Source organism: Cupriavidus sp. YR651 (assembly GCF_900101625.1).
Taxonomy (GTDB): Bacteria; Pseudomonadota; Gammaproteobacteria; order Burkholderiales; family Burkholderiaceae; genus Cupriavidus.
The window spans coordinates 13402-35143 of record NZ_FMYZ01000003.1 but is presented as its reverse complement, the minus strand read 5'-3'; the positions used below and the strand labels follow the sequence as shown (position 1 = coordinate 35143).

Here is a 21742-nt window from a genome sequence, read left to right as displayed (position 1 = left end):
CACGCAAAACCGTTATGAAACTGCCCGCCGTTCTTCCTTCCTGCCGCCGCGCCGCGCGCGCCGGCTGAAGCCGGATATGGACCGTTTCATCCTCTTAGCCGTTCACGGGGCAGGACACTAGATGGCCTACGACAAGTTCCTCTCGCAGGACGAGGTAGACGAACTACTGAAAGGCGTATCGGGCGAATCCGATGCGCCCACGGCAAGCGCGCCCGTTGCCGAAGAAGGCGGGGTACGCCCGTATAACCTCGCCACGCAGGAGCGGGTCGTCCGTGGCCGGCTGCACACGCTCGAGATCATCAACGAGCGGTTTGGCCGCGCGCTGCGCTCGGCGCTGTTCAACTTCATCCGCCGTGGCGCCGACATCTCGGTGGGTACGGTCAGGATCGAGAAGTACGGCGACTTCGTGCGCAACCTGCCGGTGCCGACGAACCTGAACCTGGTCCACATGAAGCCGCTGCGGGGCACCGCGCTGTTCGTGTACGACCCCAACCTGGTCTTCCTCGTCGTCGACAACCTGTTCGGCGGCGATGGCCGTTTCCACACCCGCGTGGAAGGCCGCGACTTTACCCAGACCGAGCAGCGCATCATCCGCCGCATGCTCGATCTGACGCTCAACAGCTATGGCCAGGCCTGGCGCACGGTGCATCCGATCGAGTTCGACTACGTCCGCTCGGAGATGCACACCAAGTTCGCCAACATCGCCGGCCCCAACGATGCCGTGGTCACCACCGCGTTCCACATCGAACTGGGCGCCGTCGGCGGGCAACTGCATATCTGCATTCCCTACTCGATGATCGAGCCGCTGCGCGATCTGCTGATGAACCCGTTGCAGGACGAGGTCGAGGTAGACAAGCGCTGGCTCGGCCAGCTTTCCAGCCAGCTGCGCGCCGCCGAAGTGGAACTGGTGGCCGAGTTTGCCCATCTGCAAAGCACCGTGGCCGAAGTGCTGGCCATGCGCGCCGGCGACGTACTGCCGATCGACCTGCCCGAGCACATCTTCGGCAAGGTGGACGGCGTGCCCGTGATGCAGTGCGGCTTCGGCACCATGAACGGCCAGTACGCGCTGCGCGTACAGCGAATGATCAACTACCAAGACAGCGATTCCAACAAGGAAACCGATCATGACTGACGGCACTCAGGACAAGCCGGTCGATCCGATGGACGACTGGGCCAGCGCCCTGGCGGAGCAGACCAGCGCCGAGCAGGCACCCGCTGCCGCCCCGGCCGCCACCGCGACCGCAACCGCTCCGGCGGCTTCGGCCATGGCGACCGCCACGCCGGCGGCCTCCACCGTGTTCCCGCCGCTGGCGCAGGACGCACCCAGCGGCTTCCACAACGATATCGGGATGATTCTCGACATTCCGGTGCAGCTGACCGTGGAACTGGGCCGCACCAAGGTGCCCATCAAGAACCTGCTGCAACTGGCGCAGGGCTCCGTGGTGGAACTCGACGGCCTGGCTGGCGAACCGATGGACGTGCTGGTGAACGGCTACCTGATCGCCCAGGGCGAAGTGGTGGTGGTCAACGACAAGTTCGGCATCCGCCTGACGGACATCATCACGCCGTCGGAACGCATCCGGAAGCTCAACAAATGACAGTCGCCTCGCGCCGGCTGCTGGCTGCCGGGCGCCTTGCCGCAGGCATCGCCCTCTCCGGGCTTGCCATGACCGGCGCGCAGGCCGCTGATACCGTACTCAGCACCGCCCAGGCCGCCAATCCGGCCCCGGCCAGTCATGTCACGGCCAGCGCCCCCGTCATCAGCGGCGGCGCCAGCCTGGCGCAGGCCGGTCTTGGCCTGTTTGCCGTCATCGCGCTGATCCTGGGCCTGGCCTGGGTGGCACGCCGCGTCGGACTGGTCCGCCACGGCGCCGGTGGCGCGTCGATGAAAGTCGTCGGCAGCCTGATGCTGGGCGCGCGCCAGAAAGTGGTGATGGTCGAAGTCGGCGACACCTGGCTGGTGCTGGGTGTGTCCGCCGGCGAAATCCGTCCGCTCCATACGCTGCCGGCCCAGCCGGATACGACCGCCTCGTCGGGCCCGCAATCGCCGCAGTCCATGCAAGGCGGTTTCGCGGAACGGCTGATGCGATCGATGCAGGATAACCTCAAGAAATGAACACGCTGCGTGCCGCCACCGGGCGGCATCCTGCGCGCCTGCCGCGCGTGGCCGCCGCCGTCCTGGCGTTGCTGCCACTAGTGCTGTGGCTGGCGCCCGAATCGGCCCTGGCGCAGTCGCTGCCCGGCGTGGTCAGCAAGCCGGGCGCCGGCGGCAGCCAGACCTGGTCGCTGTCGATCCAGACGCTGGTCCTGCTGACGTCGCTGTCGTTCCTGCCGGCCGCCATGCTGATGATGACGGGCTTCACCCGCATCATCATCGTGCTGGGGCTGCTGCGCAACGCGCTGGGCACGGCCTCGTCGCCGCCCAACCAGGTACTCGTCGGCCTGTCGCTGTTCCTGACCTTCTTCGTGATGTCGCCGGTGTTCGACAAGGTCTACACCGACGCCTACAAGCCGCTCTCGGACAACAAGATCAGCCTGGAGGTCGCCGCGTCCCGCGCGGCCGTGCCGGTGCGCGCGTTCATGCTGCGCCAGACGCGGGAGAAGGACCTGGCGATGTTCGCCCAGATGGCCAAGACCCCGGAAATGCAGGGCCCGGATGACGTGCCGTTCTCGGTGCTGGTACCGGCGTTCGTCACCAGCGAGCTCAAGACCGCGTTCCAGATCGGCTTCACGATCTTCATCCCCTTCCTGATCATCGACCTGGTCGTGGCCAGCGTGCTGATGGCGATGGGCATGATGATGGTGCCGCCCGCCACGATCTCGCTGCCGTTCAAGCTGATGCTGTTCGTGCTGGTGGATGGCTGGCAGCTGCTGCTGGGTTCGCTGGCCCAGAGCTTCATGAACTGACCGGAGGCCGCCATGACACCGGAAATGGTAATGACCATCGCCACGCAGGCGATGAAGATGACCCTGATGCTGTCCGCCCCGCTGCTGCTGGTGGCGCTGGCGGCCGGCCTGGTGGTCAGCCTGTTCCAGGCCGCCACCCAGATCAACGAAATGACGCTGACGTTCATCCCCAAGCTGGTCGCGCTGTTCGTGACCATGGTGCTGGTGGGTCCGTGGATGATCAACACCTTCGTGGATTACATGCGCGAGGTGTTCCAGGGCATCCCCGCGCTGGCGCACTGAGCCTGCGGCCGTGATCGACGTCACCACGGCCCAGCTGTACGGGTGGATCGCGGCCTTCCTGTGGCCGATGTTCCGCCTGCTGGGGCTGATCGCCACCGCACCGCTGTTCAGCGAATCGACCATTCCGCGTCGCGCCAAGGTGCTGCTGGCGGCGGGGCTGTCGACGATCATCTCGCCGACCCTCGCCAACATTCCCGCCGCGCCCGTCTATTCCTTCGATGGCTTCCTGATCATCGTGAACGAGATCGGCATCGGCGTGGCCATGGGTTTCACCATGCGCCTGATCTTCGCCGCGGTCCAGACCGCCGGTGAAGTGATCGGCCTGCAGATGGGCCTGTCGTTCGCATCGTTCTACGACCGGTCCTCCGGCGGGCAGACGATGGTGCTGTCGCGCTTCCTCAACATCGTCGCCACGCTGATGTTCCTGGCGCTGGACGGCCACCTGATGATGCTGGCCACGCTGGTGGACAGCTTCAACAGCGTGCCGATCGCCGGCACGCCGCTCTCTGGCCACGGCTGGGGTGCCGTGGCGCGAGCGGGATCGATGGTCTTCGCGTCGGGCACCTTGCTGGCACTGCCGATGATCGCGGCGCTGCTGACGCTGAACCTGTCGATGGGCATCCTGAACCGCGCATCGCCGCAGCTTTCCATCTTCGCCGTGGGCTTCCCGGTCACGCTGGGGGGCGGCATGGTGATCATGATGCTGGTCATGCCGCAGATGGGCGCCTATATGCAGCACCTGGTCGATGCCGGCCTCCAGGCCATGGCCACCGTGCTCGACCAGTTCGTCCAGTAACGATCAGGGCAGCGCGCCGACCTGCTTCAGCACGGCGCGCCCGATCTCCTGGCGTTTCGGCGCCAGCTCGATGCGCGGCATATCCAGGTTCATGGCAAACACATAGGTGTCCTGCCCGCGCGTGACCCAGCCAACCCACCAGCCGATGTCGTTCTTCCCCGACGCGCGCCAGCCAGTCTTCGCACGCAAGGTGTAGTCCGGCGTCTGCTCGATGGTCAGGATGTCGTCGAGCGCGTCATAGCTGCGCGCTGAGATGCCCGGCACCTTGCGCTCCACCACGGCGCGCAGGAAATCGATCTGCTGGTACGCGGTGATCCTCAGGTGGTCATTGAGCCAGAAGCGATCCACCGGACCGCTGACGTCGGCGTTGCCGAAGTGCGCGGCGGTCAGGAACTTGCGGTACTGCGCCGTGCCCACGCGCCGTGCGATCACCTGGTAGGCCGGCACGCAGGAGTTCTTCAGGGCCAGCCGCAACGACACGTCGCCATTGCACACGGCTGGCAGGATGGGCGTCCCGTTGTGCGTCCACAACTTGCCGTCCCACGGCAGCTTGTCATTGTCGACGTCCGCCACGGCACCCGTTTCCAGCCCGATCAGGGAGTTGAAGATCTTGAACGTCGAGGCCGGCGAGTACGCCGTCCGGGCGCGCTGCGGGTTGTAGGCGAGCATGCGCTGACGACGCATGTCGTAGACGAGCATGGTCCCGTTGGCGCCGGCGGCGTCGAATGACGCCTTCGCGTCCAGCGCGATCTCGGGCGGCGCAGGGTTCGCGGCATTCGCGCCCGGCGGCAGCATCAGGGAGAACAGGGACAGCGCGACGGCGGTCGCAACCGGCATGGCAAGACGGGCAAGTCTGTTTCGCATCTCGACACTCTCTTTGAGGGGGTGGTTTATCGTCATTCGCAGACGTCGGCAATCCAGGCCCGGATCGTGGTGCGGAGCATAGGTGTTCGCGGAAAGCCCGCCAACCGCCGCCGCTGTAACACGCGTAACATGGCGGCCATGCCCGCCGCCCCCATCCGCATCGACCTGTCGCCGCCCTACCGTATCGATGACCAGCCTGTGCGCTACCAGTCCGTCTGGCTGTTGGCGCGCACCTGGCTGGCGGTGTCGCGCGATGGGGAAGACCTGCCAGCGGCCGCCGTGCGCGCCCGCTTTGCGGAGGCCGCCGACGTGCGGATGATGGTGTCGCGCGCGTTCGCGGACTTCGCCCGGTGGGGCATCGCCGTGGGCTGGGGCGCCGACAAGTCCGCGGACATCGCCAGCCTTGCCCCGGCGCGACGCAGCCGCGGACCGTTCTGGATGCCGGCATCCACCGCGCGCCGGCTGCGCTTCACGGCCAACGGCAGAGCGCTGGGCGTGGCCGGCGTGTCACGCTGGCTGGGGCAGGCACCGTCCGGCGACCCGATCGCGCCGGAGCGCGGCAACGGCTCGCACGACGGACTTCACTACGTCATGCGCGACATGGCGTTCTGGAGCCATTTGACGCAGGCCATGCGCGGCGCGCAGGACGGCTTCGCGGGATCGCTCGATGCCGGCGTCGCCGAGTCCTTTCGCGCCGCGCAACGCAGCGCGGCGGACGACTTCCAGCAAGCGCTGTCGCTGCTCAAGGAAAGCCTGGCGTGGCGCCGCAGCGACCGGCTGGACCGCAGCCGCGCGGCACTGCGACGCTTCAACCGCATCGTGACCACCGGCGGCGTCAGCGCGGCATTGCCGACGTTCGCGGCCATGGCCCATGTGGTGCGCGCGTGGGAGCACTACGCTCGCGCGGATCTGACATCGGCACAGGCCGAGTTGACGCGCCTGGCGGCCGATGCCGAACTGCGTCCCGTGGTGCGCTACAACCCGCGCGTGCGGTTCGAGACGCTGAACCTGGAGGCGCTGGTGCGCAAGAGCCTCGCCCTGCAGCAGGGTCCCTCCGCGTCGGTGGATCGTCATGCCGCCGCCCGGCAGGCGCTGCAGGATTTCTCCGGCGCGCTGCAGGCTGCCTATGAAGCGGACTCCGTCGACGCCGTCCAGCATGCCGCCGCCAACATCGGCTGGTCGTTGTGGTTGTTCTGGCAGCACGGACTGGTCGACGAAGCGCGCGCACTGGCGCCCGGGGACGTACAGCGTCAGGCCATGCGCTGGCTCGGCCTGTCCGAATGGATCTGCGACCGCTTTGGCGTGGGCGGCGGCTCCGCGTGGAACACGATCTTCCTGCTGCGCGTGGCCCGGGGCACGGCCGGGGCGCCCGCGCCGGCATCGGTGGCCGCATTCCGCGCGCAGCGGCCGCTCACCGTGTCCGCCGCGATCGATGCGCTGCGGCCGTTCCACGCGCCATTCGCTCCGGCCAAGGGATTTGTGCGCTGGTCATCGGTGGCGGCGTTCGCGCTGGAGGAACACGATGCCGGGCACGTGCGCTACAACGCGCTGCAACTGGCCAACCTGTTGATGGAATCGGCGTGGTACCTCACGCATGAGCAGGGTGCCACGGCGCAAGCCTACGACGCGATGGAACGGCTGGCGTGCCAGATCGCCGCGCTGCGGCCTGCGGAGCGCGGCTTTTTCCGGACCGGCATCCAGGCCTTTCCGCCCGAGCTGCGCGCGGCGGCGGCGGAAACGTTGCGGGCGCAGCGCAAGCGCGCGTAAGCCTCGCCCGATGCTGGCGCCCCAGCGCCAGCATGCCAAACCCCGCGAGGAGCCTGGTCTTGATCGACAAATTGCGGAAGCTCACGTTATCCCCTCATTTCCCGGTTGCCTGCCGAAACGCAAGGCTTATGACGATCACATCACAATGTGATGCATGTGCCGCGAAAGCCCGTTCCAGCTGGATTGGCACATCGCGATGTCGGCCACTGCGCTGATTGGCCGAGTGATCGATTCGCGCTTTAGGCGGGGTGCACGCCGTGCTCGTGTTGTCCGCAGGCTTAACGGCGAGGGCTCGCTGGCTTGACCCCTACCGGAGTAGGGATGCTGCGAAAGGAGGGCTGGGTAAACGCGTGAGCAACGGATTGCATGGCCATCGCAAAGTTTAAATTGCATTAGAAATGCATCTTTTATAAAATCGATCGCATCATGACCGGTGGATGCCGGCCGTGGTGTCCGCGCCCCTTGATCCCTACGCGAGTCATCATGTCAGTCTTCTTGCAGATTTCCCCGCCCTCCAGGCCTGATGCCGGCTACCGCGGCCTGCCCGTGCTGGCGCTCGGTTTCCGTCCGTTCTATCTGTTGGCCGCCGCTTTTGGCGCGTTGGCGATCGCGGCGTGGGTGGCCATCTACGCAGGCTGGTGGCAGCCTGCCGCCCAGCCATGGATGGGGGCCATGGCATGGCATGCACATGAGATGGTGTTCGGCTTTTCGGCGGCCGTGGTCGTGGGATTCCTGTTCACCGCCGGCAAGAACTGGACGGGACTGCAGACGCCGCAGGGAACGTGGCTCGGTGCGCTGGCCGGCATCTGGGTGCTGGCGCGTGTGCTGATGTGGACGGGGCCGGCGTGGGCCGCCATCGCCGTGGACGTCGCCTTCCTGCCGCTGTGCAGCCTCACCTTCTATCGGATCCTGCGTCGCGCGAACAGTCAGCGCAACTTCGGCCTGGCCATCGCGCTCGGCGTGATGGGGGCACTGAACATCGGCTTTCATGTGGCCATGGCGACCGGGCACATTGGCGCGGCCTTTCACGCTTCCGAGGCCGCGACCGGCCTGGTGGCCATCTTTGTGACCGTGATCGGCGGCCGCGTGATTCCGATGTTCACCGCCAATGCCATCCCGGGCGTGCGTATTCGCCGCGTGGCAGCGGTGGAAAAAGCAGTGATCGGCCTGACCCTGCTGGCGATCATCGCGCACGCGGTGCAGGCACCCGCCCTGATGACCGCGACACTGGCGCTGGGCGCGGCCGGCGCGCACGGTATCCGGCTGGCTGGGTGGGACCCGCTGCGCACGTGGCGCAAGCCGATCGTCAGCATCCTGCACCTTGCCTATGCCTTCCTGCCCATCGGCTTTGCGCTGATTGGCGGCGCCGCGCTGGGCTGGCTGGACGCTTCCACCGCCTTGCATGCCCTGACTGTCGGCGTGATCGGCTGCGCCATCATGGCGATGGTCACGCGTACCGCCCTGGGTCACACCGGCCGCCGCCTGGAAACGGGCCGCATGGAGCACCTGGCCTATCTCTGCATCGCACTGTCCGCGCTGGTACGCGTGGCCGTGCCGATCTGGCTGCCCGCCTTCAAGACGCATGCGATTGCCGCCGCCGGCTTGTTCTGGGTGATCGCCTTCCTGCTTTACCTCGTCAAATACACCCCCTACCTGCTTCGGCCGCGTATCGACGGCAAGGAAGGCTAGGCCAACCCCGTGACACATGCCCCCAACTTGCGATGCCCCCGCGCAAGCCAGCGCCCCCCAAACCCCTCATCTTCTTCCACCCACCGCCTTCGGCATCGTGCTCGGCCTGGCCGCGCTAGGCCGAGCCTGGCGGCTGGCCGCGGATACGTGGCATGTGCCGCCCCTGATCGGCGAAGGCTTGCTGACGGCCGCGGCGCTGGCGTGGGTGGTCCTCGTCGTGCCCTACCTGATGCAATGGCGCCATCACGACGACAGCACGCTGCCCCATGCGCTAAAGGATGGCGGCCATGCGTTGCCGGCCATCGCCACGTTGCAACTGGTTCCCGCGCTGCTGCCGCATAGCCTGTTCGCGGCATGGGTTCTCGGGCTGCTCGGCATCGGCTGGCAACTCGCCTTCGCGCTCTGGCACACCGGCCGGCTCTGGCGCGGCGGGCATCCCGGCCATGACGCCACACCGGCGCTCTACCTGCCCACGGTGGCTGGCAACTTCACCAGCGGCGCCACGCTCGGCATGCTGGGCCAGCCGGATTTCGGCTGGTTGCTGGTGGGCGCGGGCCTGTTCTCGTGGCTGTCCCTGGAATCGCTGGTGGTACGCCGCCTGTGGAAACCGGGTGGCCTGCCCCCGGCACAGCGTGCGCAGCTCGGCATCCAGTTTGCCCCGCCGATGGTATGCGGCGCCGCCTGCATCGCATTGGCCCCACATGCCGACCAACCCTGGCTGCCGTTGTTGTGGGGTTATGGGCTGTTCCAGTTATTGCTGGGCCTGCGGATGGCGGGGTGGCTTGGCGCCTCGCGTTTCGATGCGCGGTTTGCGTGGGCCTACAGCTTCGGCATTGGCTGCGCCGCGATCTGCGCCGTGCGACTGGCCGAGACCGGCAATCATGCCGCCCATGTCCTGGCATTGCCGGTCTTCATCGCCGCCAATGCGGTCATCGGCTGGCTCGGTCTCCGGACGCTGTTCCAGTGGGCTCGCCCGGCCCCCGGTGTTGCCGCGACCTGACACCTCGCCCCTGACGGTCATGGGCTCGCGTCGCACCAGAATCTATGTGATACGATGACTTACAACTGATTGCGGAGAACGCGATCAGTGACCTAACCGTTCCAATACGACCAAATAACGGGAGACACCACATGATCAAGTTCACCGCCGCCCTGCTGGGCGCTGCCGTTTTCGCCGTCGCCAGCGTGCCGGCCATGGCGCAGTCCGCCGACACGCAACCCGTGGCCACCGCTGCTGAAAAGCTGCGCGTCGCCATGATCGATCCGGACCAGGCTGCCCTGTCCGCGCTGGTGGCCGACAGCCTGAGCTACGGGCACTCGGGCGGCCGCCTGGACACCAAGGCCAGCTTCATTGGCGACCTGCTCGACAAGAAGTCCGACTTTGTGTCGATTACGATCACCGACCAGACCGTGAGTCTGTCGGGCGATGTTGCCGTCGTCCGCCACACCCTGTCGGGCGACACCCTGGACAGCGGCAAGCCGGGCACGGTGCTGCTGAAGGTGCTGCAGGTCTGGCAAAAGCAAGGCGGCAACTGGCGCCTGCTGGCCCGTCAGGCAGTGAAGGCCTGAAATCGGCACGGATGGAAGTGCGACGTCCTATCACCTCCGTCATATAAAGAATGCCTCCGCAACACGGAGGCATTTTTCATTTCCGGCGCCGTTCCGTGCGCCGACCACTCCCCGACCCCGCCGCATCACTCACCTCCCCCGCGTCTTGCCTAGTCTTCGTGGTCCTCATCGCGCCGTCATTCCTTGTCGATATCCATCCTGAATTCAGATCAACCTTGACTTTACGTTCTTCATAAAAGAATATAAAACCCATGTCGATCGCGGTATGGGAACGCAGGAACATGGACCTGGCAGAGCTGGAAATCTTTCGCGCCGTCGCCCGGGAGCAGAGTGTGACCCGGGCGGCGCGTACGCTGGACCGCGCCCAATCCAATGTGACCACACGCGTCAAGCAGCTGGAGGAAACGCTCGGCGTCTCGCTGTTCATGCGCGACAGCAAGCCCATGATCCTGACACCGGAAGGCCAGCGCTTTCTCTCCTATGCCGACCGACTGCTAACGCTGGCCGAGGAAGCCCGCCAATCGATGCAGCAGGCCGTGCCAACGGGGCGGCTGCGTATCGGATCGATGGAAGCCGCGGCCGCCAGCCGCCTGCCCATGCCGCTTGGGCGCTTTCATGCGCGCTGGCCGGAAGTCGACATCGCCATCGAGACCGGCACCACGCAGGCGCTCATCGATGGCGTCACGGCACACCGCCTCGATTGCGCCATCGTCGCACATGCCACCGCGCCGTCAGCGCAATCCGGCCTGGTCCCTGAATTCGGCGCCGGACTGGGAGGCGTGCCCCTGTTTGCCGAGCAGCTCGTTCTCCTGGTTCCCAGCAGCCACAAGCCGGTGCGCCATCCCGCCGATCTCCAGGTCCGCAATCTGGCCGCCTTTGCGCGCGGATGCACCTACCGGCAATGCGCGCTGGATTGGCTGGCCTCCGGCCCCGACCACGAACCGCACGAAATGCGCGTGATGGAGATGTCTTCCTATCACGCGATCTTCGCCTGCGTGATGGCCGGCGCCGCCGTGGCGATCGTGCCGAAGTCCCTGCTGGAGCATCATCGTTACGCGCTGGACGTACAGACCGTGCCCGTGCGCGAAGTGCATTCCTACCTGATTCGACGCAGCGGTTTCTCGACGCTGGCCTACGAGGCCTTCTTCGAGGAACTGCAACGCGCCTGAGTCATCGTCCCCGACCATCGCCTCGCTGATCGTCGTCCTCCTGACCGCTGCCCAACACGGACCTCGCACCCATCATGACGAACTCCACCTCCAATCCACTGCTCGCCCGCCTGGGCATTGCGCTGCCCATCATCCAGGCGCCGATGGCCGGCGTCAGCACGCCCGCCATGGCTGCGGCAGTTTCCAACGCCGGCGGGCTCGGATCGCTCGGCGTGGGCGCCACCAATGCGGCCGGCGCACGCAAGATGATCCAGGAAACCCGCGCGCTGACCAGCAAGCCGTTCAACATCAACGTGTTCTGCCATCCGCCCGCCACCGCGGACGCCGCACGCGAGCGGGCCTGGCTCGAATACCTGGCCGCCGATTTCGCCAAATGGGATGCCACGCCGCCCGCCACATTGCGCGAGATCTACAAGAGCTTTGTCGTGGACGACGAGATGTTCGCGATGCTGCGGGAAGAGAAGCCCGCGGTCATCAGCTTCCACTTCGGCCTGCCGAAACAGGACTGGATCGATCAACTGCATGCGGCGGGGATCGTGCTGCTCGCCACGGCGACCAGCATCGATGAAGCGCGGCGGATCGCCGACGCGGGCATTGACGCAATCGTTGCGCAGGGCGTGGAGGCCGGCGGTCATCGCGGCGTATTCGATACGCGGGCCGCCGATGAAGGTCTGGGGACGTTTGCGCTGGTGCGGCTGATCGCCACGCACAGCAAGCTGCCGGTCATCGCCTCGGGCGGCATCATGGATGGCGCCGGCATTGCCGCAGCGATGGCGCTCGGCGCGCAGGCGGCGCAACTGGGCACCGCGTTCGTGGCCGCGCCCGAGTCGTCGGCGGATGCGGCCTATCGCACCGCCCTGCTCGCCAGGCCGCCGAAGCGCACGGCCTTCACCAGCTCGATCTCGGGCCGCGCGGCACGCGGACTCCACAACCGGCTGATGGCACTCGGTGAAGCACCTGACCACGCGCCGCTGCCGGATTATCCGATCACGTACGACGCGGGCAAGGCCCTGCATGCAGCGGCGAAGGCCAAGGGCAATGCCGACTACGCGGCGCAGTGGGCCGGTCAGGCGGCGCCGCTGGCGCGTGCGGTGCCATCGGGCGAACTGGTTGGGATACTGGCAAAGGAACTGGCTGACGCCATCGCAGGACTGCGGCACTGAGTCGTTGCGAAGTCCGCAAGCGACGGCGGCGCGCCCGAGGGCGCGCCGTACGCATGGTAGCCGGCCGGCTACCTATTGAAGCCCGGGATTGTGCACAGGTCTTCTGTCACGGTCCCAGTCAGGAACCGCGCGCGATCAGAAGCCGGGGGCCGGATGTTCCGGAATCTGGTTGCGCAGGCTCAGGTTCATCACGTTCCAACCGCGGATGGCGGCGATCGTGTAGGACAGTTCGGCGATCTCGTTTTCGCTGAATTGCTCGCGCAGCGCCGGATAAACGGCATCCGTATCGTCGCGCTGCGGCAGTGCGTTGACGGCTTCGGCCCAGGCCAGCGCCGCACGTTCGCGGGCGTTGAAGAACGGTGCCTCACGCCAGCCGGCAATCGCGTTCAGGTGGCGCACGTCGGCACCCTGCTTGACCAGGTCGCGCCAGTGCATGTCGATGCAGACCCCGCAGCCGTTGATCTGCGAAACGCGCAGTTGCACCAGTTCCACCAGGCGATGGCCGAGCGAGCTCTCCTTGACGGAACCGGAGAGTTGAATCATTGCGCGCAGATTGGCCGGGGCGAGTTGGAAGAAGTTGAGTCGTGCTGCGGTCATGGATTACTCCGTGTATCGGGTTTTGCCGGCGCCCTGTGCGCCTTGCATGATGACAAGACGGGGGGCCGAGCCGGCTTGTGACAGCCGCAGCGATTTTTTTTCGTTTTTTTCCGCGAACACCAGATTTCACACTCAAGAAGCGGCGTTAGAGGCACTTTTAAATCTCGATCCGCTTTCCACCGCATGCCCCACGGCATCGGGCTTGCCCACTCCACCCCCAGCGCGCGCTGCGTCGGAATTTCTATAGCATCGCGATATGGCGTGGCAGCGCTGCGGCACCGGTTGCGGACCGGGTGGCGAGCCTATGTCACAAAACACGCCATTGAAACGTCTGATGATCAGATTCAGGGTCATGGCTTATGGATACCGTACAAACCTTCACTGCATTGAAACCTCGCCTGTTCGGCATTGCGTATCGCATGCTGGGCACGCGCGCCGACGCGGAGGACGTGGTGCAGGACGCATGGCTGCGCTGGCACGACGCCGATCACACCGAGATGCGCTCCACGGATGCCTGGCTGGTCACGGTCACGACACGGCTGTCCATCGACCGCCTGCGCGCTCGCAAGAACGAACAGGAGAACTACGTCGGCTGGTGGCTCCCCGAGCCGCTGGTCGAGTTGCACGAGGACACCCCCGAGGCGGCGGCCGAGCTGGCCAGCGACCTGTCGATGGCATTCCTCTGGGTACTGGAGCGCCTCTCGCCCGACGAGCGTGCGGCCTTCCTGCTGCGGCAGGCCTTCGACGTGGACTACAAGGAAATCGCCGCGATCCTCGGCAAGTCCGAAGCGGCGTGCCGTCAGATCGTGCGCCGTGCCGGCGAGCGTGTGCGCGACGGGCAGCCGCGCTACGACGTGTCGCAACAGGAACACCGCAATCTGCTGACCCGCTTCATGCAGGCGGCCAGCACCGGAGATCGCGACACGATGAAGACGATGCTCAGCCCGGATGCCGAGCTGATCAGCGACGGCGGCGGCAAGGTGTCGTCGTACGGGCGCATCCTGCAGGGTGCCGCGCGTATTGCCGGCGTCTTCTGGTCGGTCGAGCACGCCGCGCCGGGCAAGGTGACCTATCGGCTCGTCCAGATCAACGGCGAGCCGGGCCTGCTGCGTTATGTTGACGGCAAGCTTGAGTCCGCGAATTCCTTCAGGATCGAGGCGGGCCGCATCGCCGCGGTCTACGTCATGCGTAACCCCGACAAGCTCGGCGGGATACCGGCGCTCTAAGAGGCACTATCAAAATGATTCTGGCGTCGTTGCGCGGCCTTGCCGTACCACTTGTACTGTCTGCGGCCGCGCCCTTGCAGGGCGCGCATGCGCTGGCAGGCGCATGCCGCTACGCAGGCGGATCGCGTGCGATCCGAAACCCCTGCTTCGCCCTAGCCAGAACCGCTGGCGCTTCATTTTGATAGCGCCTCTAAGCTGTCAAAAATCAGCTGTCACAAATCCTGCAGTCGGCACGTCTAGCCGTGTAGAGAGCGATGCAAGGGCATCGCTCCGTCACGCAATGGGAAATTCGTATGTCCAGCACCAGAGTACTCGTCGCGGTGGTCTACCACAGCGGCTATGGCCACACGGCCAGGCAGGCCGAGGCGGTCGCCATCGGCGCCGCGAGCTTGCCGAATGCCAACAGCCTGCTGATCCGCGTCGAGGATATCGACAGGCACTGGGACACGCTGGAGGACTCGGACGCCATCATCTTCGGTTGCCCGACCTACATGGGCAGCGCCTCAGGCGAGTTCAAGCTGTTCATGGACGCCAGTTCGCGCGCGGCGTTTGCGCAGCGCCGATGGCAGGACAAGGTGGCGGCCGGCTTCACCAACGCCGCCTCGCGCTCGGGCGACAAACTCGGCACCCTCGTGCAACTGGCCGTGTTTGCCGCGCAGCAAGGCATGCATTGGGTGAACCTTGGCCTGCCGGCGGGCCACAACGCCTCCACGACCAGCGAGGATTCGCTGAATCGTCACGGCTTCTTCCTTGGCGCGGGCGCCCAGTCGGATGCCGACCGCGATGCCGAGGCGGCCGCACATCCGGCGGACTTGCAGACGTCCCAATACCTCGGACGACGCGTCGCCGAGGTGGCGTACCAGCTTGCCGCCGGTCGCCTGGTCATCAGCGCGCCATGACCGGAAACCGCATCCGGCGATGCGGCACTACGAAGGGAAGGTGGTACTGATCGTCACCGGGGATGGCGGACTCAGTACCATTTGGCGCGTCACTCCACCGGCCGGCCCGACGCGGCGGAATGCTGGAGATCCGGTTGGGACAGGTGATTGGCGTACTGGTGATTGACATCCCGGTGCCCGGCTTCGTCGTCCCGAACCGCCAGCACCACGTCACGCAGCCGTGCGTTGGCCGGCAGGTTCCAGTAGGCAATCGCCAGGTCCGGCGCGGCGATGTTTGCCACGCGGCCCGCATCGATCTCGGCCAGATAGAGCGTGTAGCTGATCACCGCCTGTTCCTCGAAGTAACCCACCATGCGATGCGCGGTGCGCGGCGATACCAGGTACAGCAGGAAGAAAAAGACGAAGAACGCGGCCTGCGCCAGCAAGATGACGGCCCGTTCAAAGCGGCTCGGCTGCGCGATCTGGATAAAGGTCATGAGGTGCATCCGCTCGTTCTCGGCCTCATCGAGCAAGGTGCGAATCCAGCCCTCGTCCTCGATCATCCAGCGCAGGCACCTGAGATGCACCAGCATGCCACCGACCATCCCGGGAACAGCGGCCACGGTTTCCAGCACGATCGCCCGGTTCCCATACCGCTTTGCAAAGAACGTGTCCGCAAAGAACCGGAGCGTCAGCGTGATCGCCAGCGCGATGCGGTCAGACATCCCCTCGGCGGCGTGATGCCGTTCGAGCGCTGGCTGGGTGGTTTGGGTCGTTACGGGGGCATGCATGGTGAACTCCTGTGGGGACTCGAAAAGTCGATAACGGCTGCAATCGAATCAGCGCGTTAATCATGCATTTAAAATACCTCTTTTGAGGCGGCCGGTCAATTCGGCGAAGGGCGTGAGAATGCCGCCACGGTTGTTACTCCCAGCGTTCGATTTCCGGTGCCACACTATCTCAGGCCACGACGAGCGATGAACAGCGAATCGCATCGCGCTTCAGCCACGCGGCGCGCACGTTCGCCCAACCTGGGAAATTGCGGAAACCATGACGACATCAGCCGAAAACGGACGGAACGGCGGACAGCCTGCGATGCGCACACCACCGGTCGTGTCGCCGCAGGCATGGGAAGCGGCCCGCCAGCAGTTGCTTGTGAAGGAAAAGGCCCAGACTCGCGCCCGTGACGCGCTGGCCGCCGAGCGCCGGCGAATGCCCTGGATGGCCGTGGAGAAGGCGTATGCGTTCGAAGGGCCCGCGGGCAAGGCCAGCCTGACCGACCTGTTCGACGGCCGGCGCCAGCTGATCGTCTACCGCGCCTTCTTCGAGCCCGGCGTGTTCGGCTGGCCTGACCACGCTTGCCGGGGCTGCTCGCTGGTGGCCGACCAGGTCGCCCACCTCTCCCACCTGAACGCCCGCGACACCACCCTCGTCTTCGTCTCGCGCGCGCCTCAGGCCGACATCGCCCGGCTGAAGGCGCGGATGGGCTGGGAGATCCCGTGGTTCACCCTCATCGACAGCTTCGATGCCGACTTCGGCGTGAACGAATGGCACGGCACGAACGTGTTCTATCGCGACGGCGACAGCGTGTTCCGCACCTACTTCCTCAACAATCGCGGCGACGAACAGATGGGGAACACCTGGAACTACCTCGACATCACGCCGCTGGGCCGGCAGGAAGTCTGGGAAGACTCGCCCGAGGGCTATCCCCAGACGCCGACCTACAAGTGGTGGAACTGGCACGACAGCTACGTCGCCGACGCCGCGCCCGACAAGAAGTGGGTCGAGGTGTCGGAGGCCGGAGAGGCGGCGCTCCGGAACCAGCACAAAGGCACCAAGCCATGAACAGGCCCGCTCCGGTGGATCGGACGGCCGGGGCGGCAACGATCGACGGCCCGCGTTGCCCACGGGATCGCGGCCTACTTTCCGAACTCGCTGAACTTTGACGCCAGAAACTCTACGAAAAGCCTGATTCGCGATGATAGCTGGTGACGTTGCTGGTAGACCGCATAGATACTCGCTTCCGGCGTCGAGTAGTTCGGCAGCACGTGCACCAGGCGGCCGCTTCGCAGATAGCGCTCGATGTCCCATTCCGCGCGCATCACGATGCCGTGACCTTCCAGCGCCCAGTTGACGGCAATCTCGCCATCGTTCGTCGTGAGATTGCCGCGCACATGGACCGACTCCGTGCGCTGCTTTGCGCCCTTGCCGGAACTCAATCGCCACACGCCATAGGCATCGCTGCCCTGGCGGATACCGATGCAATTGTGGCGAGCCAGATCCGAGGGGGTCATGGGCTCGCCACGGTCCCGCAGGTACTTCGGCGAAGCACAAAGCAGCCGGCGATTGGGTGCCAGCAGCTTCGCGACAATCCGTGCGTCGGGCGGCTCGCCAAACCTGACGCACACATCAAAGGCGTCTTCCGTTAGCGGTGGCGGGTCGGCGGACAACTGCAACTGCACGTCGACGTCCGGATACGCCCTGCTGTATTCCGAGATCACCGGCGCCACGTGCATGCGGCCAAAGCCGAGCGTGGCGTTGACCCGCAGCAATCCGCTCGGCCGCCCCTTCGCGCTGGTGAGCAACTGGTCCAGGTCGTCGATCTCGCCGAGGATCCGCCTGGCGTGTTCGAGGAAGACCTCGCCTTCCGGCGTCAGGCCCATCCGGCGGGTGGTTCGCGTCAGCAACGGCATGCCGATCCGCGCCTCCATCTGGGCAAGGCGCTTGCTCACCGCCGCCGTGGAGATCCCCAGGTCACGCGCCGCCGCGCTCAGGCTGCCTGCCGTCGCCACGGAAGTGAAGAAACCCAGCTCCGAGGGCTGAATGCCACTGGTCGAGCCCATGATCTTTAATCTCAGGTTAAGAATGGTTTAACTTTAGCGCCGATCCAAAACCACGTCCACCGACCAGAATCCACTCACGCAATTCAGCGGTGATTCCGACAAGGAGACGAAAGATGAAGACCTACAAGATCGCAACGATTCCGGGTGACGGCATTGGCAAGGAAGTCGTGCCGGCAGGGCGTGAAGTGCTGGAGGCACTGGCCGCGGGCGGCGCAAACTTTAGTTTCGAGTTCGAGAACTTCGACTGGGGCGGCGACTACTACCGCCAGCACGGCGTGATGATGCCGGAGAACGGCCTCGATGCGCTCCGCGGCAAGGACGCGATCTTGTTCGGCTCGGCGGGCGACAACCAGATTCCGGATCACATCACGCTCTGGGGGCTGCGCCTGAAGATCTGTCAGGGTTTCGACCAGTACGCCAACGTGCGCCCGACCCGCATCCTCCCCGGCATTGACGGCCCGCTGAAGCGCTGCGCACCCGAAGACCTGAACTGGGTGATCGTGCGGGAAAACTCCGAAGGCGAATACTCCGGCGTCGGTGGCCGCGTGCACCAGGGGCACCCGATCGAAGCCGCGACCGATGTGTCGATGATGACGCGCGTCGGCGTCGAGCGCATTCTGCGCTACGCATTCAAGCTGGCCCAGTCGCGTCCGCGCAAGCTGCTGACGGTCATCACCAAGTCCAATGCGCAGCGCCACGCCATGGTGATGTGGGACGAAGTGGCCGTGCAGGTTGCGAAGGACTTCCCCGATGTCACGTGGGACAAGGAACTCGTGGATGCCGCCACGGCGCGGATGGTGAATCGTCCGAAGTCGCTGGATACCATCGTCGCCACGAACCTCCATGCCGACATCCTGAGCGACCTCGCCGCGGCACTGGCAGGCAGCCTGGGCATTGCTCCGACTGGCAACATCGATCCGGAACGCCGTTACCCGTCGATGTTCGAGCCGATCCATGGCTCCGCCTTCGACATCATGGGCAAGGGCCTGGCCAACCCCGTTGGCACGTTCTGGTCCGTCGTGATGCTGCTTGAGCATCTGGGCGAGTTCGATTCCGCAAAGCGTGTGATGAGTGCCATCGAGGCCGTCACCGCCAATCCCGCCCTTCACACACGCGATCTCGGTGGCCAGGCCACCACGGTCGAAGTCACCAAGGCCGTCTGCGACTACCTGGCCTCCGGCCGGCAAGCGAAGGCCGCATAACCCTCACGCCGCGCAGTACCTGCCGCCCGGCACGCGCCGCGGCGGCATTGCGGGCCCCCTCGCGGCCCGCCCCTGCCTTGCAGATACGGAAACAGCCTTCAGAGCTGGTCTGCAAGCGCATCTCATCGAGCAAGCAGGAGACAGCAATGATTCAAAGACTACTGGGAAAGCTGTATGTCCAGGTGCTGATTGGCGTCGCCGCCGGCGTTGCGCTGGGCGTCTGGGCCCCCAACATCGCCAGCGACTTCAAGCCATTCGGCGACGTGTTCATCAAGCTGATCAAGATGGTGTTCGCGCCGATCATCTTCGCGACGGTGGTCCTTGGCATTGCCCGGATGGAGAACATGAAGGAGCTTGGCCGCGTCGGCGTCCGTGCGCTGCTCTACTTTGAACTGCTCTCCACCTTCGCGCTGGCGCTCGGCCTTATCGTCGTCAACGTGGTCCAGCCCGGCCACGGCATGAATGTCGATGCGGCACACCTCGACACCAAGGCGATTGCCAGCTACACCCATGCCGCGGAGAAGCCGCACTCCTTCATCGACTTCATGATGAACCTGGTGCCGACAAGCGTCATCGACGCGCTCGCCCGGAACGACATTCTGCAGATCCTCGTGTTTGCCACGCTGTTCGGCATCGCGCTCTCGCATATCGGCCCCCGCGCAAAACCGGTGGTCGATGTGCTGGACTCCTTCACCCACGGCGTGTTTACCGTCGTCGGCATGATCATGCGACTCGCCCCGCTTGCCGCGTTCGGCGCGATGGCATTCACGGTGGGCAAGTACGGCCTGGGCTCCGTGGTCTCGCTCGGCAAGCTCATGGGCACCATGTACATCACCTGCTTCCTGTTCGTGGTGGTCGTCCTGGGTGGCGTGGCCCGCATCGCAGGGTTCAGTCTCTGGAAGTTCCTCCGGTACATCCGGGACGAACTGTTCACGGTGCTTGGCACGAGTTCGTCGGAATCCGTGGTGCCGCAGCTCATGCGCAAGCTGGAAAACGCCGGGGTCTCCAAGTCGGTAGTTGGTCTGGTGGTGCCCTCCGGGCTGACCTTCAACCCGGACGGCCAGTGCATCTACTACACGATGGCGGCCATCTTCATCGCCCAGGCCACCAACACGCCGCTCACGCTGACCGACCAACTGGTCGTGCTCGGTGTGCTGCTTCTCACGTCAAAGGGCTCCGCGGGGGTGACAGGTTCGGGCTTTATCACGCTGGCCGCCACGCTGGCGTCGCTCGGCAAGATCCCCGTCGCGGGCATGGTGCTGCTGCTCGGCGTGGATCGCTTCATGTCGGAGGCTCGCGCCATCACCAACACGATCGGCAATGCCGTCGGCACACTGGCCATTGCCCGATGGGTGGGCGCCGTCGATCAGCGCCAGCTTCAGGACGCGCTCGATGGCAAGGTCATCGATGAACCGACATCGGTCGACGCAAAGCCCGAGGCGGAGACGATCGGGTCCCGCCTGGCCCGTGCCGCCGATGCGCACGCGTCCGTTGTCCATTGAGCAAGGGAGTCAAGATCATGCAAGCTGAACAGGCTCGCGCCCTGCTCCACGACATGTTCCAGGCCGCCATCGACGCCGCGCAGCCATCCGGCACGCTGGCGCAGTATCTGCCGCCACCGCCGAAAGGCCGCACGATTGTGATTGGTGCCGGCAAGGCCTCGGCAGCGATGGCCAACGCGTTCGAGGCCGCCTGGGAAGGTCCTGTCGAGGGACTCGTCGTGACGCGCTACGGCTATGCCGTGGAATGCTCGCGCATCGAGATCGTGGAAGCCGCGCATCCGGTGCCTGACACGGCAGGCCATCGCGCTGCACGCCGCATGATGGAACTGGTGGCGAACCTCACCGCCGACGATCTCGTTATCTGCCTGATCTCGGGCGGTGGCTCGTCGCTGCTGCCCCTGCCACTCGCCGGCATCTCGCTGGAAGACAAGCAAGCCATCAACCAGGCGCTGCTGAAGTCGGGGGCCACGATCTCGGAGATGAATTGCGTGCGCCGTCACCTCTCCACCATCAAGGGCGGACGTCTCGCGGCCGCCTGCCATCCGGCACGTATCTGCAATCTACTGCTGTCCGATGTGCCGGGCGACGACCCCATCGACATCGCCTCCGGCCCGACCGTACCGGACCCGACCACCTGCGCGGACGCCGTCGCCATCATCCGCCGCTACAGCATCGACGTGCCGGCGCACGTGATGACAGTGCTGGCTTCCGATGCCGCCGAGACGATCAAGCCTGGCGACCCCCGCCTTCCCGATATCCGCACCTCGCTGATCGCCACGCCCCGCATGGCACTGCAAGCCGCCTCGCGCGTCGCGGAACGTGCCGGGATTCCCGTGCACATCCTCGGCGATGCGATCGAAGGCGAGGCACGCGACGTCGGCAAGGTGATGGGTGCCCTTGCCCTGGAGACGGCCAGGCACGGCCAGCTGTTTCAAGTGCCTTGTGTGCTGCTCTCCGGCGGAGAAACAACCGTGACGGTGCGAGGCAACGGACGCGGCGGGCGAAACGTGGAGTACCTGCTGTCGCTTGCGCTGACGCTGCGTGGCGAGCCGGGGGTCTACGCGATCGCCGGCGACACCGACGGCGTAGATGGCCAGGAGGAGATTGCCGGCGCCATCGCCGGACCGGACACCCTGGAGCGGGCGTGGCGACTCGGCATTCGGCCGCAGGACGCACTGTCCGCCAACGACGGCCACGGCTTCTTCGAAGCGCTTGGCGATGCCGTCATCACCGGCCCGACAAGGACCAATGTCAATGACTTCCGCGCGATCCTGATCGCGCGGTGACC

At 65.7% G+C, this 21742-nt stretch carries 22 protein-coding genes; 18 read left to right on the top strand and 4 right to left on the bottom strand.

Annotation, left to right across the window (positions count from 1 at the left end; translation table 11 throughout):
• Positions 1 to 121 precede the first annotated feature (121 nt).
• From fliM to fliR, 6 genes are read left to right on the top strand one after another with little or no spacing between them, the layout of a single operon-like run.
• Positions 122 to 1132 (top strand): flagellar motor switch protein FliM, encoded by a 1011-nt coding sequence (gene fliM, locus BLR29_RS09840; protein ID WP_092136788.1) that lies wholly within the window; start codon positions 122 to 124, stop codon positions 1130 to 1132.
• Positions 1125 to 1598, top strand: a complete 474-nt coding sequence (fliN, locus tag BLR29_RS09835; protein WP_092136787.1) for a flagellar motor switch protein FliN — start codon at positions 1125 to 1127, stop codon at positions 1596 to 1598. Before fliM ends, fliN begins: the two co-directional genes overlap by 8 nt.
• A complete protein-coding gene (gene fliO / locus BLR29_RS09830; RefSeq protein ID WP_092136786.1) occupies positions 1595 to 2116 on the top strand; it encodes a flagellar biosynthetic protein FliO in 522 nt (173 codons plus the stop codon). Before fliN ends, fliO begins: the two co-directional genes overlap by 4 nt.
• On the top strand, positions 2113 to 2907 hold the full coding sequence (gene fliP, locus BLR29_RS09825; RefSeq protein ID WP_255371169.1) for a flagellar type III secretion system pore protein FliP: 795 nt from the start codon (positions 2113 to 2115) through the stop codon (positions 2905 to 2907). Before fliO ends, fliP begins: the two co-directional genes overlap by 4 nt.
• 12 nt (positions 2908 to 2919) lie before the next feature.
• Positions 2920 to 3189, top strand: coding sequence for a flagellar biosynthesis protein FliQ (gene fliQ, locus BLR29_RS09820; protein WP_061958832.1), 270 nt, complete (start codon positions 2920 to 2922; stop codon positions 3187 to 3189).
• A 10-nt stretch (positions 3190 to 3199) separates the two neighbouring features.
• A complete protein-coding gene (fliR, locus tag BLR29_RS09815; RefSeq protein WP_092136785.1) occupies positions 3200 to 3985 on the top strand; it encodes a flagellar biosynthetic protein FliR in 786 nt (261 codons plus the stop codon).
• A gap of 3 nt (positions 3986 to 3988) precedes the next feature.
• On the opposite strand, the gene BLR29_RS09810 is transcribed toward fliR, so the two are convergent.
• Positions 3989 to 4849, bottom strand: a complete 861-nt coding sequence (locus tag BLR29_RS09810) for an OXA-1206 family carbapenem-hydrolyzing class D beta-lactamase (protein ID WP_092136784.1) — start codon at positions 4847 to 4849, stop codon at positions 3989 to 3991.
• A 138-nt stretch (positions 4850 to 4987) separates the two neighbouring features.
• Here BLR29_RS09810 and BLR29_RS09805 point away from each other — a divergent pair, with 138 nt between their 5' ends.
• The 6 genes from BLR29_RS09805 to BLR29_RS09780 all read left to right on the top strand — a co-directional run bounded on the left by BLR29_RS09805 (position 4988) and on the right by BLR29_RS09780 (position 12206).
• Positions 4988 to 6616: a hypothetical protein gene (locus BLR29_RS09805; RefSeq protein WP_092137289.1), complete on the top strand. Its 1629-nt coding sequence runs from the start codon at positions 4988 to 4990 to the stop codon at positions 6614 to 6616.
• A 483-nt stretch (positions 6617 to 7099) separates the two neighbouring features.
• Positions 7100 to 8305, top strand: coding sequence for an NnrS family protein (locus BLR29_RS09800; RefSeq protein ID WP_092136783.1), 1206 nt, complete (start codon positions 7100 to 7102; stop codon positions 8303 to 8305).
• 16 nt (positions 8306 to 8321) lie between these two features.
• Complete coding sequence (locus BLR29_RS09795) at positions 8322 to 9305, top strand: SLAC1 family transporter (RefSeq protein ID WP_092136782.1); 984 nt, start codon at positions 8322 to 8324, stop codon at positions 9303 to 9305.
• Between the two features lie 131 nt (positions 9306 to 9436).
• Positions 9437 to 9874, top strand: coding sequence for a nuclear transport factor 2 family protein (locus tag BLR29_RS09790; protein ID WP_092136781.1), 438 nt, complete (start codon positions 9437 to 9439; stop codon positions 9872 to 9874).
• Between the two features lie 281 nt (positions 9875 to 10155).
• Complete coding sequence (locus BLR29_RS09785) at positions 10156 to 11043, top strand: LysR family transcriptional regulator (protein WP_092136780.1); 888 nt, start codon at positions 10156 to 10158, stop codon at positions 11041 to 11043.
• Positions 11044 to 11117: 74 nt separating this feature from the next.
• Entirely contained in the window at positions 11118 to 12206 is a 1089-nt protein-coding gene (locus BLR29_RS09780; protein ID WP_092136778.1) for an NAD(P)H-dependent flavin oxidoreductase, read from the top strand.
• A 135-nt stretch (positions 12207 to 12341) separates the two neighbouring features.
• On the opposite strand, the gene BLR29_RS09775 is transcribed toward BLR29_RS09780, so the two are convergent.
• Entirely contained in the window at positions 12342 to 12803 is a 462-nt protein-coding gene (locus BLR29_RS09775; protein WP_092136776.1) for a carboxymuconolactone decarboxylase family protein, read from the bottom strand.
• A 359-nt stretch (positions 12804 to 13162) separates the two neighbouring features.
• On the opposite strand from BLR29_RS09775, the gene BLR29_RS09770 reads away from it, so the two are divergent.
• Together BLR29_RS09770 and BLR29_RS09765 are read left to right on the top strand one after the other, a co-directional pair.
• On the top strand, positions 13163 to 14029 hold the full coding sequence (locus BLR29_RS09770; RefSeq protein ID WP_092136774.1) for an RNA polymerase sigma-70 factor: 867 nt from the start codon (positions 13163 to 13165) through the stop codon (positions 14027 to 14029).
• Positions 14030 to 14322: 293 nt separating this feature from the next.
• Positions 14323 to 14928: a flavodoxin family protein gene (locus BLR29_RS09765; protein WP_092136772.1), complete on the top strand. Its 606-nt coding sequence runs from the start codon at positions 14323 to 14325 to the stop codon at positions 14926 to 14928.
• An 89-nt stretch (positions 14929 to 15017) separates the two neighbouring features.
• On the opposite strand, the gene BLR29_RS09760 is transcribed toward BLR29_RS09765, so the two are convergent.
• Entirely contained in the window at positions 15018 to 15698 is a 681-nt protein-coding gene (locus tag BLR29_RS09760) for an alternative oxidase (protein ID WP_092136770.1), read from the bottom strand.
• 259 nt (positions 15699 to 15957) lie between these two features.
• On the opposite strand from BLR29_RS09760, the gene BLR29_RS09755 reads away from it, so the two are divergent.
• Positions 15958 to 16752, top strand: a complete 795-nt coding sequence (locus BLR29_RS09755) for a DUF899 domain-containing protein (RefSeq protein WP_176860915.1) — start codon at positions 15958 to 15960, stop codon at positions 16750 to 16752.
• A gap of 74 nt (positions 16753 to 16826) precedes the next feature.
• Here BLR29_RS09755 and BLR29_RS09750 read toward each other — a convergent pair whose 3' ends face one another.
• Positions 16827 to 17750: a LysR family transcriptional regulator gene (locus BLR29_RS09750; RefSeq protein ID WP_092136766.1), complete on the bottom strand. Its 924-nt coding sequence runs from the start codon at positions 17748 to 17750 to the stop codon at positions 16827 to 16829.
• Positions 17751 to 17863: 113 nt separating this feature from the next.
• On the opposite strand from BLR29_RS09750, the gene BLR29_RS09745 reads away from it, so the two are divergent.
• From BLR29_RS09745 to BLR29_RS09735, 3 genes are all read left to right on the top strand, one after another.
• Positions 17864 to 18952 (top strand): tartrate dehydrogenase, encoded by a 1089-nt coding sequence (locus tag BLR29_RS09745; RefSeq protein WP_092136764.1) that lies wholly within the window; start codon positions 17864 to 17866, stop codon positions 18950 to 18952.
• Positions 18953 to 19098: 146 nt separating this feature from the next.
• Positions 19099 to 20454, top strand: coding sequence for a dicarboxylate/amino acid:cation symporter (locus tag BLR29_RS09740; RefSeq protein ID WP_092136762.1), 1356 nt, complete (start codon positions 19099 to 19101; stop codon positions 20452 to 20454).
• Positions 20455 to 20471: 17 nt separating this feature from the next.
• On the top strand, positions 20472 to 21740 hold the full coding sequence (locus BLR29_RS09735; protein ID WP_092136760.1) for a glycerate kinase type-2 family protein: 1269 nt from the start codon (positions 20472 to 20474) through the stop codon (positions 21738 to 21740).
• Positions 21741 to 21742: the final 2 nt, after the last annotated feature.

Coding starts and splice junctions, on each gene's coding strand:
- BLR29_RS09790 (WP_092136781.1), top strand. CDS start 9,437: ATGATCAAGTTCACCGCCGCCCTGCTGGGCGCTGCCGTTTTCGCCGTC.
- BLR29_RS09780 (WP_092136778.1), top strand. CDS start 11,118: ATGACGAACTCCACCTCCAATCCACTGCTCGCCCGCCTGGGCATTGCG.
- fliO (WP_092136786.1), top strand. CDS start 1,595: ATGACAGTCGCCTCGCGCCGGCTGCTGGCTGCCGGGCGCCTTGCCGCA.
- fliP (WP_255371169.1), top strand. CDS start 2,113: ATGAACACGCTGCGTGCCGCCACCGGGCGGCATCCTGCGCGCCTGCCG.
- BLR29_RS09785 (WP_092136780.1), top strand. CDS start 10,156: ATGGACCTGGCAGAGCTGGAAATCTTTCGCGCCGTCGCCCGGGAGCAG.
- BLR29_RS09735 (WP_092136760.1), top strand. CDS start 20,472: ATGCAAGCTGAACAGGCTCGCGCCCTGCTCCACGACATGTTCCAGGCC.
- BLR29_RS09770 (WP_092136774.1), top strand. CDS start 13,163: ATGGATACCGTACAAACCTTCACTGCATTGAAACCTCGCCTGTTCGGC.
- BLR29_RS09805 (WP_092137289.1), top strand. CDS start 4,988: ATGCCCGCCGCCCCCATCCGCATCGACCTGTCGCCGCCCTACCGTATC.
- fliM (WP_092136788.1), top strand. CDS start 122: ATGGCCTACGACAAGTTCCTCTCGCAGGACGAGGTAGACGAACTACTG.
- BLR29_RS09740 (WP_092136762.1), top strand. CDS start 19,099: ATGATTCAAAGACTACTGGGAAAGCTGTATGTCCAGGTGCTGATTGGC.
- BLR29_RS09750 (WP_092136766.1), bottom strand. CDS start 17,750: ATGGGCTCGACCAGTGGCATTCAGCCCTCGGAGCTGGGTTTCTTCACT.
- BLR29_RS09775 (WP_092136776.1), bottom strand. CDS start 12,803: ATGACCGCAGCACGACTCAACTTCTTCCAACTCGCCCCGGCCAATCTG.
- fliQ (WP_061958832.1), top strand. CDS start 2,920: ATGACACCGGAAATGGTAATGACCATCGCCACGCAGGCGATGAAGATG.
- BLR29_RS09800 (WP_092136783.1), top strand. CDS start 7,100: ATGTCAGTCTTCTTGCAGATTTCCCCGCCCTCCAGGCCTGATGCCGGC.
- BLR29_RS09745 (WP_092136764.1), top strand. CDS start 17,864: ATGAAGACCTACAAGATCGCAACGATTCCGGGTGACGGCATTGGCAAG.
- BLR29_RS09765 (WP_092136772.1), top strand. CDS start 14,323: ATGTCCAGCACCAGAGTACTCGTCGCGGTGGTCTACCACAGCGGCTAT.
- fliN (WP_092136787.1), top strand. CDS start 1,125: ATGACTGACGGCACTCAGGACAAGCCGGTCGATCCGATGGACGACTGG.
- BLR29_RS09795 (WP_092136782.1), top strand. CDS start 8,322: ATGCCCCCAACTTGCGATGCCCCCGCGCAAGCCAGCGCCCCCCAAACC.
- BLR29_RS09755 (WP_176860915.1), top strand. CDS start 15,958: ATGACGACATCAGCCGAAAACGGACGGAACGGCGGACAGCCTGCGATG.
- BLR29_RS09760 (WP_092136770.1), bottom strand. CDS start 15,698: ATGCATGCCCCCGTAACGACCCAAACCACCCAGCCAGCGCTCGAACGG.
- BLR29_RS09810 (WP_092136784.1), bottom strand. CDS start 4,849: ATGCGAAACAGACTTGCCCGTCTTGCCATGCCGGTTGCGACCGCCGTC.